Source organism: Nocardia sp. NPDC056952, assembly GCF_042674185.1.
Classification (GTDB): domain Bacteria; phylum Actinomycetota; class Actinomycetes; order Mycobacteriales; family Mycobacteriaceae; genus Nocardia.
The window spans coordinates 305,302-320,818 of the sequence record NZ_JBHURA010000003.1; the positions used below are offsets into that span (position 1 = coordinate 305,302).

General features: G+C 65.9%; 11 protein-coding genes. 5 read left to right on the forward strand and 6 right to left on the reverse strand.

Going from position 1 to position 15,517, the window contains the following annotated elements; translation table 11 throughout:
- Window positions 1-92 precede the first annotated feature (92 nt).
- Together ACFTS5_RS13050 and ACFTS5_RS13055 are read left to right on the forward strand one after the other, a co-directional pair.
- The gene (locus ACFTS5_RS13050) at window positions 93-743 is read left to right on the forward strand and encodes a TetR/AcrR family transcriptional regulator (RefSeq protein ID WP_378630550.1); all 651 of its coding nucleotides are present in this window, start codon (window positions 93-95) and stop codon (window positions 741-743) included.
- A 333-nt stretch (window positions 744-1,076) separates the two neighbouring features.
- Window positions 1,077-2,162 (forward strand): hypothetical protein, encoded by a 1,086-nt coding sequence (locus tag ACFTS5_RS13055; protein WP_378630551.1) that lies wholly within the window; start codon window positions 1,077-1,079, stop codon window positions 2,160-2,162.
- Window positions 2,163-2,664: 502 nt separating this feature from the next.
- Here the strand turns inward: ACFTS5_RS13055 and ACFTS5_RS13060 are convergent.
- Both ACFTS5_RS13060 and ACFTS5_RS13065 read right to left on the reverse strand, forming a co-directional pair.
- Complete coding sequence (locus tag ACFTS5_RS13060) at window positions 2,665-3,372, reverse strand: histidine phosphatase family protein (RefSeq protein WP_378630553.1); 708 nt, start codon at window positions 3,370-3,372, stop codon at window positions 2,665-2,667.
- Between the two features lie 375 nt (window positions 3,373-3,747).
- Window positions 3,748-5,427 (reverse strand): alkaline phosphatase D family protein, encoded by a 1,680-nt coding sequence (locus ACFTS5_RS13065; protein WP_378630555.1) that lies wholly within the window; start codon window positions 5,425-5,427, stop codon window positions 3,748-3,750.
- A 108-nt stretch (window positions 5,428-5,535) separates the two neighbouring features.
- Between ACFTS5_RS13065 and ACFTS5_RS13070 the strand changes: the two genes are divergently transcribed.
- Both ACFTS5_RS13070 and ACFTS5_RS13075 read left to right on the forward strand, forming a co-directional pair.
- Complete coding sequence (locus tag ACFTS5_RS13070; RefSeq protein WP_378630556.1) at window positions 5,536-6,171, forward strand: TetR/AcrR family transcriptional regulator; 636 nt, start codon at window positions 5,536-5,538, stop codon at window positions 6,169-6,171.
- A 196-nt stretch (window positions 6,172-6,367) separates the two neighbouring features.
- Window positions 6,368-6,811 (forward strand): hypothetical protein, encoded by a 444-nt coding sequence (locus ACFTS5_RS13075; protein WP_378630558.1) that lies wholly within the window; start codon window positions 6,368-6,370, stop codon window positions 6,809-6,811.
- A gap of 89 nt (window positions 6,812-6,900) precedes the next feature.
- Here ACFTS5_RS13075 and ACFTS5_RS13080 read toward each other — a convergent pair whose 3' ends face one another.
- The 3 genes from ACFTS5_RS13080 to ACFTS5_RS13090 all read right to left on the reverse strand — a co-directional run bounded on the left by ACFTS5_RS13080 (window position 6,901) and on the right by ACFTS5_RS13090 (window position 12,519).
- Complete coding sequence (locus ACFTS5_RS13080; protein WP_378630559.1) at window positions 6,901-9,189, reverse strand: S8 family serine peptidase; 2,289 nt, start codon at window positions 9,187-9,189, stop codon at window positions 6,901-6,903.
- A gap of 271 nt (window positions 9,190-9,460) precedes the next feature.
- On the reverse strand, window positions 9,461-10,810 hold the full coding sequence (locus ACFTS5_RS13085) for a hypothetical protein (protein ID WP_378630561.1): 1,350 nt from the start codon (window positions 10,808-10,810) through the stop codon (window positions 9,461-9,463).
- A gap of 14 nt (window positions 10,811-10,824) precedes the next feature.
- Window positions 10,825-12,519, reverse strand: coding sequence for a S8 family peptidase (locus ACFTS5_RS13090; protein ID WP_378630563.1), 1,695 nt, complete (start codon window positions 12,517-12,519; stop codon window positions 10,825-10,827).
- Window positions 12,520-12,970: 451 nt separating this feature from the next.
- On the opposite strand from ACFTS5_RS13090, the gene ACFTS5_RS13095 reads away from it, so the two are divergent.
- Window positions 12,971-13,807 (forward strand): LLM class F420-dependent oxidoreductase, encoded by an 837-nt coding sequence (locus ACFTS5_RS13095; protein ID WP_378630564.1) that lies wholly within the window; start codon window positions 12,971-12,973, stop codon window positions 13,805-13,807.
- Window positions 13,808-13,863: 56 nt separating this feature from the next.
- On the opposite strand, the gene ACFTS5_RS13100 is transcribed toward ACFTS5_RS13095, so the two are convergent.
- Entirely contained in the window at window positions 13,864-15,420 is a 1,557-nt protein-coding gene (locus ACFTS5_RS13100; protein ID WP_378630566.1) for an FAD-dependent oxidoreductase, read from the reverse strand.
- Between the last annotated feature and the right edge of the window lie 97 nt (window positions 15,421-15,517).

Here is a 15,517-nt window from a genome sequence, read left to right on the forward strand (position 1 = left end):
ACCGTTGCGATGTGGTGTGACTTGGAGCATATAGGAATCAGTCGTTTCCGTAAACGATTGATTCCTGTTTCTGGTGCGGCATACTGAGGGTTGTGACACGGGCAGCGACGGGCATCTATCGCGGCACCTCGGCCGAACAGCGACGCGACGAACGCCGCCAGCGGCTGATGGACGCTGCCCTCGACATCATCGGCACCCAGGGCTGGGCCGCGACCACCGTGCGCGGAGTCTGCGAACAGGCCAAGGTCGGTCCGCGGTTCTTCTACGAGAGCTTCGACGACCTCGACGCACTGGCCGCCGCCGTACACGACGAGATCATCGACACCGCGATCCGCAGCTCATTGGACGCCCTCACCGCCGCGCCGGATGACATCGCAGCCAAAACGCGGGCAGCCGTCACCGCTATCCTCAATTCCGTCGTCGAGGACCCCCGCCGCGCCCGCATCGCTTTCGCCGAGGCGCACGGCAGCGAAATCCTGATGCGACGCCGCGCCGCCGGCATGCGCACTATCGCCGACGTCGTCGCCGAACAGGAACGCGCACTGTTGGACCCGCCGGCCGGCAGTGAAACCCTGGTCCGTGCGGTCTCTCTGATGATCACCGGCGGCGCCGCCGAATTGGTCCTGGCCTGGCTCGACGGCGGTATGGACATCAGCCGCGACGAACTGATCAACCTGTGCGTCGAATTCGTGCTGACCTTCGCCGACAACCTGACCACTATGGCCGCTCGATTGGCGCATTGAATACGCACACGGACGGTGGAACCATCGGCTGCTAGGTCCTGTCTGCCAACCGAGTTTCCGGTTCTCCTCCGATAGGCCGTCGGGCCGGGCGTGATGTTCGCCGTGGCGACGACTGTCGGTGATCGAAGAGACGCGGAAATTTAGTCGGCCGCCGTGCTGGTGGCTGCGATCTCGCGCGGATGGACGGCGGTCCGGACCAGGTCCGTTGGAGTGTTAAGTCCCCTTTCTGTGGGTGGCCGCATGACCCAGGCGGCGTCACGCGAAGCAGTTGCTTTCGTCGTCCGCTCCTGCTGTCTGGAGTTTGTGTCCAGCTCGAGTGGGTACGCGAGGGCGGTGGACGCGAACGAGCACTGGCGAGCCGGTGCGGCTGGTGAGCGGGTCTCGGTGTTGTTGATCGCGGATCCGGGCAAGCCGGCCGATGTCGCGGAACGCCTCGCGGAGTGCCTGCCGGGACGTCTGCAAGGCCGTGACAGGCTCGAGCGTCAATGGTCGACGTGTGTGCGCCTCGAGCCCTACCTTCTCGCCGAGGGAGCGGCTTTCGCTGAGGTGATCGACGCGGTCGATCCGTCTGCGGAATCCGAGGACCTCGTCGTGTACCTCACCGATCTGCCGCGCCGTGAGGACACGCTTCCGGTGGTGGCCGATGTCAGTGCCGACCACCGATTCGCTCTTATCTCCGTGCCTGGGGTGGGCGGCATCCAGATCGAGCGACGCGTCCGCACTGTCACCGAACTCGCGATCTCTCACATGCTCGGTGAGCCGGAACTCGCGCCGGCCCGGGCGGCGCGACGGTTTCCATCTGTACCGATCGCGAGTGGCATCCGGTACTTCACACCCCCGGGACTGCGGCGATTGCGCCTGGTGTCGGGGATGGTGCGGGCCAACCGGCCGTGGCGACTGGTCACTGGACTCTCGAAGGTCCTCGTCGGCGCGTTCGCCACTGGAGCGATCGCACTGGCCACCGACACGATCTGGATGTTCGCCGACACGATGGGCCCATGGCGGATGAGCGCGGCAACGGTCCTGTCAGTCGCGGCGATGATTCTGTGGCTGATCCTCGACCACGAACTCTGGGAGCGACCGCAGTCGGCAGCCGAACGCAATAGATCGGTGTTGTACAACCTGGCGACCGTGATCACGCTGGGCGTCGGCGTCGGCGTCCTGCATGTGGCACTGTTCTGCCTGCTGCTGTTCACCGCGGGCCTGGCTCTTTCACCAGAACTGCTGTCCTCCGTTCTGAGGCACGGGGTGAACTTCTCCGATTACCTCACCCTCGCTTGGCTGCTGGCGTCTATCGCGACCATCGGTGGAGCGCTCGGGTCCGGTCTCGAGGACGACACTGCGGTCAAGGAAGCGGCGTACGGGGCCCGCCAGCGCCGGCGCATCGACGAACAAAGCAGTAGCTCGAACCGGGCGTGATGGGCACGGCAAGTGCGGCACACGTGCCCGTCGTTGCTCGCTGGCGATCGCCTTTGCGATCGGTAGCGGTCCGCCGGAATCAACCCCGCTGCTCGACGAGTCACTCACCGCTCTCGGTGAAAGCGACGACCGATGGCGTCTTCGGCCGCGACGCGCTGGTGATCGGCCGACCACTGCTGATCTTGTTGGCGCACCAGTCAACCCACGACGCCTGCGCTCCAACAACGCTGGATCCCAGCGCGGGTCGGTGAATGCCAAGACCGGGAAGTCGGTCCTGTCTGCGGGAAAGGTCCGGGTGACGGTGGCCGAGAGTGCCTTCGTCGGCGCGTGACCATTGGCCCAGCAGCCGCTGGTGCGGGAACCTCCCGCGGGCGAGCAGTTCGATGACGGTGATCCCAGCGGGTGCGGTGGATGACTGTGCTGTGGGGGCCTTGTGCTGAGAGACGACCGCGCCCCGGTGCCATCGATGGTGTCGGTGACATCCGGGGCGCGGAAGGGTGGATCAGCCCAGGTCCGGGTGGCCGACCCACTCGACAATCGTCCAGCCCTTCTGCGGGCTGCCCTCGAGGACGACGCGGCCGCCGTTGCGCATCGGATCGGTGCCGAGTTTGCTCTTGTCGGCGTTGTCGGCGTTCATCATCGACCAGAACATGATGGTGCCGCCGTGCGAGAAGATCACCGGGTTGGCGCAGCCGCGGCGCTGCACATCGAGCAGTGCCTGATCGACGCGGCCGTCGAACTCGGTGCCGTCGATGGAGCCTGGAATCCGAGCGTTCAGGTCGCCGGAGAGCCACTTGATCGGCGCCTGTAGGTACCCGGACAGCGCCTCGGCCTCCGGGGTGCCCTCGTACTGGCCTGCCTCGATCTCCCGGAAACCGGGCTGAATGTCGAGGCTCAGGTCCTGCTTGGCGACGGTCGGTGCCGCGGTCTGTTCGGTACGCACCATGTTGGACGCGAAGGCGCAGTCGTAATTCTTGTCGCCCAGCTGGATGGCCAGATTGTCTGCCTGTGTCCGGCCGCGTGAGGTCAGGTCGGGTCCGGGCACCTTGGTGTCGATCAGGCCGGAGGTGTTACCGAGGGACTCGGCATGGCGCACCAGGGTGATGACCATGTCGCCGCTGCTGCCGGAGCTGCTGCCGGAGTTTCCGAAGTCGATATCGGCGGACGCGACGCCGGTGGTAGCGGTTGTGGCCGCGACCGCGGCCGCCATCACCGTTATGGGCAATCGAAGAGATCGGATTCGCATGGGTGGGAATGCCTTTCATTGTGGCGAACGCCAATTCAGGTATGTCGAAGAACCGGAATTTGGGGTGTCGCGTCTCACAGAAGCAGCTATTTGCCCGAATCAAATACGGGGTATCCCATTGATCGGGAGCTTTCGCACTGGACCGCGCGCAGGCGAAACCCCGGTAGCGGAGGTGCGAGCGAGTCGCCCTTTGCGTTCGGCTCGCCGGACCGCTTCCGGAGGGTGCCCGATGGCGACGACGTCGCCGCAGCGCGTGCTGTGCGTCGGAAGCCGGTCACCACTCGATGCCGGCGGGCTCCGCAGCGACCGGGTCCTTCATGGATCTCGGCGTATGCCACTTCAGGGCGAGCCGTCCGTCTCGGTCGACAGCACCACGTCCGCGACCGTCGTCAAATGGGGACGGCCGCCGTCGGTGCTCACCTGCTCCAGTACGAGGCGGCTGGTCCGGCCGCGCAGATGCAGCGTCGCTATCTGGTTGCCGAAGAAGGGGCCGGTGACGCGACTCCACTCGACCGGCACCGGGGGAACGGTGGACACCCGGTCCAGGAGGAAACGCGTCACCCGTTCGGCGGCCCGACTCCACGAGAGCCGGAAGACTACCTTCATGGCGGTCGGAACGTAGTTGTGCATCGGCGAACAGGTCAGCTGGTAGACCCGGGACCTGACCGCGTCGGAAAACCGCGCTTGCGCGGCATAGGCGTGGTGAACGTCGCCGGACAGCACGCAGATCGTGGCGGGCGCCCGTCCTCCCGGGCCGCTGCACTGTCCGCGCCCGACGCGGGCGATGAGCCGGGCGAGCCGGTCGAATGAATCGCGGAAGGCGGCCCAATGTTCCAGATCCGCTGAGCGCCGCAATCTTTCGGACCATCCGGCCACGCGTCTGCCCCGCACCCCTGAGGTCATGCGCTCATTCCACGACTCCAGGTCGTGGAGGGCGCGCGGCAGCAGCCACGGGAGCGAGCTCCCCACCAGCAGGTGGTCGTAGTCGCCCTCGGTCTGGCGTTCGATCCACGAGAACTCGGGCTCGGAGACCATCGACCGCGTGCCGCCGGCGAGTATGCGTCCGCACCGTGAATCGATGACGAGCAGCCGGGTGGTGCCGAGATCGCGGCGATACGACCATTGCGCTCCCTTGGCGCCGTCGGCTTCTTCGTCCGCTGCGGATGCGAACTCGCGGAGCAACTCCGCGCAGTCGCCGCCCTCGGATCGGATCCGCTGGTAGAGCTCGTCGTCGGCCAGGGCTGCGGGCGAGAGGTTGCCCAGGTGCTGGTAGACCCAGTACGACGACAACGCGCCCACGATGCGTTCCTCCCACCAGCCGGTGGCCTCGATCTCGTCACGCCACGATTTCGAGGTGTTCCAGTCGTCGATGACGTCGTGGTCGTCGAAGATCATCGACGACGGAACCGTGGACAGCAGCCAGCGCACCTGCGGGTCGGACCATGACTCGCAATAGAGCCACGTGTACTCCTCGAAGTTGCGGATCTGGGCGCCCGGCGGTTGGTCGAGGTCGTGCGACTCGTCGATGCGACGGAGGATCTCGGGCGACAGCTCATCGGCGTAGACCTGGTCGCCGAGCAGTAACAATGCGTCGGGCAGATCTTCGGGTGGGCGTTCCATGACTCGCCGCGCATAGGCGTCGAGAGCGTCGGCGTCGAAGTTGTCGTCGTCCTGCGTCGCGGTCGGTGTGGCGAATCGGCACGAGCCGAAGGCGAGGATCAGATCGGCGTCGCTTCTGAGCGTGCGAATGACGGACGGGTGCGGGGCGTCGGGCAGCGGCCAGACGCGCTCCCCGTCGAGACTGACCTCGTACCGCGTGACGGAACCGGCCGCCAGTCCCGCAATCAGGACGAGAGCGTAGTGGTGTCCGGCGATGGTCCAGGTGTGTTCGTGGTGGCCGAGGACCTCGACAGTGCACGGTGCCGACGTCTCGACCCAGACGGTGGCGTCGCATTCGCCGACATGGCGCAGCAACGGACCCAGAACCAGTTCGGTCCTACTTTCCGGCAGCCGTGCCATCTGTCCAGAATATGCCGTGGACCGGCTGTCGAGCAGGCCGATGAGCCGCAGCCGGCCTTTTGCACACCTTTGCGCAGGTGTGGGATGGTGGTGGGTGAAAGGACGGACGTGACTGCGACGACGCACTCGACCACCGTCGGCCTCGGGCCGCGCGCACTGGCCAACCGGCGACGCATCGTCGCGGTGGCCGGGGACGAGTTGCTGCGCAACCCACTGGCGAGTATGGAAGACATCGCCGTCGCCGCGGGGATGGTCCGCCGCACCCTCTACGGTCATTTCCCCACCAGGGAAGCGCTGATCGACGGCATGCTCGACGAGGCTTTCGAACAGGTCGGTCGCGCACTCGACGGTATCGACACCGCGCAACCTCCGGCCCGGGCGATCGCGGATATGACGGTCGCGCTGTGGGCTGTCGGCGACGAGTTCCAGTTGCTGCTGCGCCTGGACGAAGCCGGGTCGCGGGCCCGGATGGCCGACCGGCTCGCGCCCGTCCGCGCGCGGCTGATCACGTTGATAGCGGCTGGTCAAGCCGACGGAACCTTCGCTGGTCACCTTCCGCCCGCGGCCTTGGCCAGGGTGCTCACGGCGCTGGTGCTCGAGCTGCTGAACGCGCACAGCGATGGTGAATGGGTCGATGCCGAAGCCGCGCGCGACGCTGCTCTGGCCTGCCTGATCGCGGTCGGCGTCGACCGTTCCAGTGCCGCGGAGATCGCCCGGTCCGCCGCCGAGGCCGCGCAGCACTGATCGCAGGTGCGCTCGTCAGGCGGGCGATCGCTCGTCGAACATGCTGTCCCCGAATGGATCCACGGTGTGCTCGCTGGCACGAACCCGGGTGGGGTGTGAGTCCCTTCACGAGTTCTTGCACATCGGTGTGCAAGGGACGTAGTTTCACAGTTACGTGCAATTGCACGAAGGTGTGAAAATGTCGAAGGAGCGGGATATGACCAGCCAGGTGGCAACTGTGCGCATGGCGTACGCGACCAAGACCTCCACCGGGGGCGCCCCCGTCGATGTGTCCTCGTGGACGCTGCGCGGTGTGGGCGCGATCCGTGTCCTGTACGGCCTCGTCCCGTTCGCCACGCTGATCCTGGGGACCGAGGTCGGCACCGGGATGGCCGTCCCCGTCTTCGTCGCGGTCGGCCTGGTATCCGTCCTGCTCGGCCTGGCCACCGTTGCGCTGACTGCTCGGCTGCTGAGCCGCGACGACGCTGTTTTGGCCGCCGTCGGCGTCGACGCGATCCTCGTGGTTCTCGGCGTGGCCGCGCTCATGGTGGGCTGGGATCAGTTCACGGTCGCTGCCGCAGCGGTGGTGCTCGGCGGGGTGGTGATCGGGGCGTTGTCCGCGGCGGTCGTCGCCATCGTCACGGCGGTGCGCGAAGCCTGATCCGCTGACGCGGTGCGAAGTGCCCGAGCGGCGCCCCCGGAATTCCGGAGGCGCCGTTCGTGATTGCCAGAGGGTGGCTGTCCTAGGAATCAGCCGGCCGCCGCGCCGAGGATCGCCAGCGCGTAGGGCTGAGGCCCCTGCGGGACATTCGAGCCGATGACATCGATCTTCCACGTACCGACGGCGGGTGCACCGACTTCGACGACCTCGACGTTGTTGATCGAGTCCATCGTGAATCCGGGGCCCTGCCCGCCGTTTCCGACTCTGGGCGCTCCGTCCGGGCCCCGGACAACGAGATTGAGGTTGTTGACCAACGTCTCGCCGGGAAAGTCACTGTAGGCGAGCACGATCCGCAACGGAACAGCTGCCGAAGTCACCTCGATCTCGAGGGTGTGGAGTTGTCCCGTCGAGACTTTCCTGCCCTGGCGAACCAGCAGCGTCGACGGTGCCGTCGGGGCAACGACCCCAGCCACGTCGACGCAACCGAAGCCCTGGTGGTTGTCGGCCACCGTGGTTGCGGGCGCTGTGCCCGGCAGGCGACGAGCGCCGGCGATCACTACCGCTTTGAGGAGTGCCCCCGAGGGCGTCGCGATGCCGTGGTCGCGGCGAAGGTGCTGGCGCAGCAGCGCGAGCGCGCCGGCGGTCAGTGGCGTGGCCATGCTCGTGCCGCCCATGTAGAAGTACTTCGAAGAGCCGGGGAACGGCTTCCAGCCGGTCGCGGTGGGGCTGAGCATCGTCGACTTCGTCGACAGGATCCATGTGCCCGGGGCGACGACGTCGGGTTTGATGCGCCCGTCCGCGGTCGGACCACGGCTGGAGAACGCGACCACCTGATCGGGGTCATCGGCCATCGCCGCGCTCTTGTACGGCGGTGCCGGGTAGTCGCCCGGCCACCAGGTGCCGTAGCGCTCGCTGTCGAAGGAGCGTCGCAGGTTCTCACTCGCTCCGACGGTCAGGCAGTTCTTGGCGGTGCCGGGTGAGGTGACGGATCCGAGGTTGATCCGGCCGTCGCCGTCGGAGTCGCTGCCGTCGTTGCCTGCGGCGAACAGGATGCAAAACGACGGGTGCTCCCACATGAACTTGTCCACGGCACGGCATTGGTCGTCGTAGACCCCGGGATCGCCGCCACCCCACGAATTGGTGTGGATGCGCGCGCCTTTGTTGTACGCGGGTGTGAACAGGTCGGCGAGGTCCACCGGAATTCCCGCGAGCAGGTAGCGACCGTACTTCGCCACGAAGGCGGGGTTCTTCCAGTCCAAGGCTTGCTCGACGGCCTGGAACACCAGCTTCGCTTTGGTGGCCAGACCGCGGATCGCCGGTTGCCCCGGCACCGCCGTGCTCGCGACGCCGTCGCCGAGCACTGATCCTGTGACGTGGGTGCCGTGGCCGGAGTCGAGGTCGGCCGCTCCGTCGTCGCCGCCGGCGTTGTTGACGTAGGGAGCGAATTCCGAGGTGATCGGAAAGCTCATGACGGCTTTGACGCGGCCGGCGAAATCGGGATGGACCGGCGAGGTGGTGCCGGTGTCGAACCCGGTGTCGCACACCGCGATCGTCTCGCCCTCACCGTCGAGGGTGGAAACCCCGCCCAGCGTTGCCGCGGTTCCGCGCATGATGGTCGCGGCGACGTCGTTGCTGATGCGATTGATCGGCCGGTTGCGCACCATGCGCACACCATGGACAGCCGACAGGGCGGCCAATTGCTTGCGCCGAGCGGCATCGGTGCCTTCGGGCGCCTCGACGATGAGCGTCGCCGGGCCATCTCCGATGATCTTCAGTCCGAGTTTGCGGATCTTCGCCTTGGCGGCGCGTGCGGTGGCCGGCGTGAAGAACTCGACGGTGAGGACGTCGGGGAGCAACTTCGTTCGGGGGAGTGCGGGTTCGGTGGTCACGTCCAGGCGTGCGCGGTCGGGCAGATGACCAGCCCAGCGCACTTCCGGCAACGCGGCGATCGCCGCGATCTGCTCGGCCGTCGCGCGCACGACCAGCGTGAAACCAGCACGGGCATCGACGATCGATCCACCTGCTTGCTCGACCGCTGCGCGCCATTGCGGCTTGATCGGCCCGACGAACTGGACGAGGTAGTGGTGCGGTCCGGCGTCCAGGCGCCGGGTGCGCTGGTAGGCGGGATGGGCCGAAGGCCGTGCTGCGCCGGTGATTCGAGGCAGGGTGGTGTCGATCGCGTCTGTCGCGGTCGGTCCGAGTGGAATCTCGTATTGCGCGGTGATGTCCTCGACGAGGTAGCGCTGGCTCAACTCCCGAGCTTCGGCCTCATCGGCCTGTACCAACGCGAACGCGTCGTAGTTGGCTGTCACGGTGTGGTCCCGTGCGAGCGCGGCCTGCTCAGATTTCGTCGCGATCACTTTGAGCGTGCGGTCCATGTCCGACTCCCTCCACGAATGTATGTCCGAAGCCGATGAGCGGTGTGAACCGTCGCGCCGAGTCCGCGGACTCGGCCTCGATCCGCCGACGTGCGGGTTCGTGAACGTAGAGCAATGAGAAGAATGCTCGGTGAGCTGGGAAGATCGATGGATTCACGCAGCGCTCGGCTCAGTGCCGGACGGCAGTACGAGTGCAAGTTTCGCACAAGTCCGCACCTGGGCATCCCGGGTTGTGAGTGTTACAGCAGCAAAGTCGAGCGGCTGGGGATCCTCACGCCACGGACGCGGCGGACAGGATCGCGTAGGCGACCTGGATACCTCGAACGGCGCCGTGGTCGACGATGAAATCGTCCGCCAGCAGGTTGTAGACCTTGCCGGGCGCGAACCCGTAGTCATGACCGACCGCGGCCAGCACCGTCTCGTTGCCCAACGCCTCGCGGGTGCGCTGGGCACCGTTGCGGCCCATGCCGCCGTAAGGGTCGTCGCGGTCACCGAGCGCAGCGGCATTCTGGAAGGCGATTCGCGACGCGAGCGGGTATGCGATTCCGACAGCTTTGTCGTTCTTGGTGTGGGTGATGAGGATCGGGCCGGATGCGCGGCGGTCGGTGAGGACCTCCCGAAATGCGCCGGCCTTCCCGCCGCCGAAGTCGCCGGAAAGCCCGTTGTGCGAGAACGCCGCCTGCAACAAGCTGAGCGTGACCTGTGGTGTGTTGTCGTCCAGAGCATGGGCAGCGGCGGTCACCAGCCGCCCGCCGAAGCTGTGGCCGACGAGGTGGACGCGCACGTCTCGGTGTTCCGCGCGGACCCGCCGGATCATCGGGGCAAGGCCGTTGGCCCCGACTGTTCCGGCCCGTGACTTCATCTGCAGATATGTCGTGAGGTTCGCCAGCCGCCGCGCGGCGGCGATCACCCCATCGAGGCGATCCAGGACGCCGGCGGCGCCGCCGTTGTCGGCGCCCCGATCGCCTGCGCCGCCTCCGATTGCGGCGCCGCCCCCGCCTGTCTCGGCGCCCGGCGCGGAAACGGGACCGTCCATGGCGGCGAACAGATCCTCGGCGTCGGCGACGAAGAACGCGGCCGCGCCGTCGTCATCTGCTGAATCGTCCACATCGACAAGGGATCTCAGGATATCGACGTACGTCGCACGAGCGTCGGGATCCGAGGCCAGTCGCGGGACGAGCGCCATCGCCGAGGTGACCTTCTGGTGACGCGCGGGGGACTTGGCTGTGTCGCCCAGTCGCGTCGGGTCCTCGGCCAGTCTGTCCAGTACCAGCTCGAGAGCCGCGTCGTTCGCCGCCGTCGCGCTGGCCGCGCCGCCGCCTGGGATGAGGTCCTTGTCCGCGAACTTCTTGCTCGGCCAGAACACACGGCAGGCCGCGAAAGTGCGGCCGTCGAGACGGCGAAGCGTTGTCGGCGCCTGAGGATTGGCGCGCAAGTCCAGCAGGCGTTGCACGTTGCCCAGCAACTCGTCGTACAAGTCCGCGGCCTCCCGCATGTCGTTGTTCCATCCGTGCGAAACAACGATCAGGTCGGTGGCGTCCAGGCCACTGACCAGATCCTGCAGTTGGCCGGCATCGAAAAGCGTTCCGCCACTGGTGAACTCGACATCGAAACTGTGCACGGCCGCTGCTCCGATCAGACGGATTGGATGGCACGGACGAGGTCCACCAGACCGTGCCCTTCGAAGTAGCGCTCACGACCGAGCGGCGAGGCCGTGGAAGTGAAGATTCGCTTCACGTCGCGGGGCTTGCCGATGAATTCGCGCCGGATGGACAGGAAGGCCGCGATCGCCCCGGACACGTGCGGTGCGGCCATGCTGGTGCCGCTGTCCTCCATGTAGTCGGCGAAGGCCACATCTCCGCTCGCCGACGCGCTGGCGTCGGCGGCCCGGATGGCCTCGTGCAGGCGAGTGCCCGCGCCACAGGAGGTGATCCGTTCGCCGGGGGCCACCAGGTCGGGTTTGAGTCGGCCGTCGCCGGTGGGTCCCTTCGAGGAAAAGTACGAGACGCCGTACATGTACGGCGCGTCGCGGTGTGTAGCGCCGACGGTGATGGCCTGCTCCGCGTTGCCCGGGTCGTTGATGGTATTCGACAGCCCCACCCTTGTTTCCCGTGTACTCGACCCCACGCTGCCGTAGCCCGTATTCCCGGCGGCCGCCACGACGACCACGCCCGACTGGACCAGCCGGTCGACCTCGGCACAGATCGGGCTTTGGCCGCAGGCGAACATCTCGGCATCGAATTCGTATCCGACGCTGAGGTTTACCCCGTGCACGCGGAGCAGCTTGGGATTGTCGTTGAGGTTCTCGCGGATGTACTCCAAAGCGCGGATCACGTCGCTGGAACGTCCTTCACCGACCTCGTCGAGCACCTTGAGGCTCACGAGTCGGCACTGCGGAGCCACGCCGTGTAGGTGCTCCAGGTCGTTGAACTGCTGGACGATAGCGCTGGTCCGCTCGAGTTGCCCGCGGGCGCTGGGGCGGTCGACGCGCTCGAACAACCGCACCCCATATTCCTTGCGGTTGAGCGGAGCGCACCCGGCGATGATCCCGGCGACGTGCGTGCCGTGTCCGTATTCGTCGGTGAGCGCCGCTTTGCGATGGGCATCGACGCGCCGGGTCCGTTCGTCCTTGTCGATTGTCGGGTCGTCCGGGTCCAGTGCGGGTCGTGGCTCGAGCGGGACCCCATCCAATTCGACTGCTTCCTCCACGAAGCTACGGTGCAGGTTCCTGACCCCCTCGGCCTCGACGGTTGTGTATTTCTGGAAGTGTGCATGGCTTCCCTGGATGCCGGAGTCGATCACCGCCCAGACGATTCCTTCTCCCTCGGCCTCGAAGGAGCGCCGGGCAGCGTTCGCCTTGATCGTCGGCAGCGACCGGTAGACCTGACTACGGACGGGAAAGTCCGGCCAGAGCTTGTAAATCGCCCGAAATCGCATGGGATTGCCCGTTGTTCGGCCCGCCTTGGCCAGTGCCTGCCGCTCGTCCTGCTTGAGCAGCTTCTTACACTCGGCCCACGACATGCGACACAGGTAGTAAGTGCGGGAGATCGGTGTCGGCTCCGGCGCGTTCCGCATGACCTCCGCGTGCAACTCCTTGAGTGTCGCGACTGCGCCGAGCAGACCCTCGGTGTGCTGCAGGTTCAACTCCACGATGTAGGGGCCACGCTTTCCGGGCTCCTCCTCGAGCCGCCATTCCTTACGTCGCTCCTTGTCGTAGAGCCCGGGCGGAGCGAACGTTCGTGCGAATTGCTGTCCGACTTCCTGGTTGCCGTGTGCTGCGGTATGCCGCCGCTTGCGAGGTGCGCGCCCCTCGGGTCCCGATGTCGTCATCAGCGTTCGTCCCTTTCAGGAGATGCCTCATGGTGCAATTCGACGTAGACCTCTCGTGCGCTGCCGTCATCACCCGTCGTGAAGGCGTGAGTTGGACCGATTGAGTTGACGATCACCATCCAGACCCGGAAACAAGGTGGCCTTATTGACCACTGAGCACATCGGCGTTGCCTCTGAGACGCAGACGTGCGCGACTGGGTTGCAGCTCCCAGCTCATCCGCCGCTGTCCGCGGAACAGGCAGTCGCCCTGCTCGGCGAATTCGAGCGCATACTCCGATTGAACTGCGAAACCCGGCGGACTGATGAAGGCGCGCCGGAGTGTCGACGTCGTGTTGTGCGAGCCGGAGCAGGAGCGACCGGCAGGCCGGGCGTCGGATGCCGGATGCATCGGCGGCCACCCGGCCGACTCAGGCCTCGGAATAGTCGTGATGGGACCCGCGTTGCCTCCGGCATGACCATTAGCGATCTCGGGAAATTCGGTGTGTGGCGCCACTACAAGGGGTTCGCCCCAGCGGCAGCTCGCGAGATCGAAGAACTAGGGTACGGCGCGTTGTGGCTCGGCGGATCGCCGCCTGCCGAGTTGCCCGTGGTCGAATCGCTGCTGGAGGCAACGGAATCGCTGACTGTCGGCACCAGCATCGTGAATATCTGGACAGCGCCTGTAGAGGCCGTCGCGGAGTCCTTTCACCGCATCGACCGAAGATTTCCCGGCCGCTTCCTGCTCGGCATCGGGGTGGGTCATCGGGAGGCCAACGGTGCGGGGGCCGTCAAGCCGTACGACGCGCTGGTGGCTTACCTGGACGAACTCGACGCCGCGGGTGTGCCGAAGGAGCGCAGGGCGTTGGCGGCACTCGGACCGCGCGTGCTGACACTTGCCCGTGACCGGACCGCGGGTGCGCTGCCCTACCTCGCCCCGCCCGAGCACACCAAGAGCGCCCGGGAAACGCTTGGTGCAGACGCGCTTCTGGTCGCGGAGCAGAAGGTAGTCCTCGATGACGATGTGGCGCGGGCGCGCGGGCTCGCCAGGGGCACGGTTTCCATGTATCTGGGGCTGGTGAACTACCTGAGCAATCTGCGCCGCGTGGGCTTCTCGGAGCAGGACATCACCAAGCCGGGAAGCGATCGCCTGATCGATGTTCTCGCCGTGAACGGCACGCCTGCCGAAGTCGCGGCCGGGTTGGTGGCCCACCTGGACGCGGGCGCCGACCATGTCGCGATCCAGCCGTTGAACGAGGACTACCTCGAGGCGCTACGCGCGCTGGCCGCGGTACTGCCGTTGACTCGGTGAAGGCTGACCACGCCACGGCGGCTGCGCGCGGTGACGAACGACTACGGCCGGGACGGTTACGCCTGGTTCAGTGGACCGCAGCGAACATCGAATCGTGTGCGCACAGTGTCCAGGGTTTGCCGGAGATGTTCGCGTCCGTGGCGGTGGGTGAGCATGAACCGCGTCGTTTCGATCATGCGGCGCGGCAGCGGGTACCAGCGATCGAGATCGATTCCGCAATCGAGGAACACTTTGTTCGGGATGCTGTCGAGGACGAGGCTGAGGTTGTGCACGGCCAGCGAGCCGAGCACATAGGGAAGTGCCGCATTCGACTTCTTCCGTAGATCCAGCGCGTCGAGTTCATAGAGCGGGACTTCGCTGAGCTTGCCCAAGAACAACAGGTGGGTCAAGAAGTAGCCCATGTACGACGTCAGATGGAATGTGGCAGAGCGTGGCTGAACCGACACGACCGCACCGCTGTCGGAAATGTAGGGCTCATAGGGCGGATCGCCGTGCAGCATATATCCGGTGCAGTTCACGATCCAGCTGCCCGGTTGGATCTGCTGGGCTGATCCGCTGCGGAACATCAAGTCGATATCGCCGTCACGGTCGACGGCGTCAACGACGTGATCCATGATCACCTCGTTCAGGCCGTCGGCAATCGTCTTGTTCTCCGATCCGGACAGCAAGCCCAGCAGGAAGTTTCCTGTGGTGGGGGTCAACCACGTGCCGTAAGTCGTGCGTAACCACGTCGCGACATCTGTCTCGTTGGTCCCGTCGAAGCGCCGGCCCAGTTCCGTGAAAATGTGGGTTGCCAGCGTGCCGCCCCACCATCGTCGGCCGCCTGTAGGGAACAAGCGGTCACGGTCAGAAAAGAACGTGCCTGAACCTGCCACGAGATTCACTTCCCGGCCGGGGTATTGCGTGATCAGCGCGTGAGCGGTATCCATCGCGGTCTTTCCCCCGCCCACGATCCACACAGGGGCGTCGCTCGCCCGCATCTCGTCCCCGCGCATGTCGCAGAAGTCGGGTGACACCGATACGACACGTGTGCTGGAAAGCTCGAGCGGGCCGTTGGGCACGATCCCGAATCCGCTGGCTTTGATCAGTCGCTTCGCCTCGATAATCATTAGCCGGCCGTCCGACGACTTGCAGTTGAGGCGCACAATGTTGCCGGACTCGACATGTGACTCCAGTGCCCAGCCGAAGTACTCCTCTACTTGCACTCGTTGTTCGACGATCTCGAGGCAGTGTTCGAAGTGGGCGAGCACCTCGTCCTTGGTTGCCAGGTAGGAGCGATCCTCGCCAAGTGTCCACTTGATATTGCCCGCGGTGAATAGGCCATGTGGTTGGTGCAGTCGTACGTACGCATAGGTGTCGACCCACATACCGCCGGACCGATCGCGGCGATCGACCAGGATCACTTTCTGCGAGCGAGACAAGTATCGACTGGCGACGAACAGGGCATTGACTCCGGCGATGCCCGCTCCGACCACGCAGACGTCGCAGCGCTCTACCCGAACGGGCGTCTCGGCTGACGCGGCGTCACCTGTCACCGCGACCTCCTGGGGAGCCTCTTGATTCAGAGAGTGGGCTGTAGCGATGTCACGCTCCAGCGTCTCGGTTGCGACCATCTCATCTCTATCGATCGTCCTCGCGGCCGGCACGAAAGTCACCGATGGTTCGCTGGTCTAAGCGCTTCTCTCGGGAACGTCTCATTCGAGACCAGTG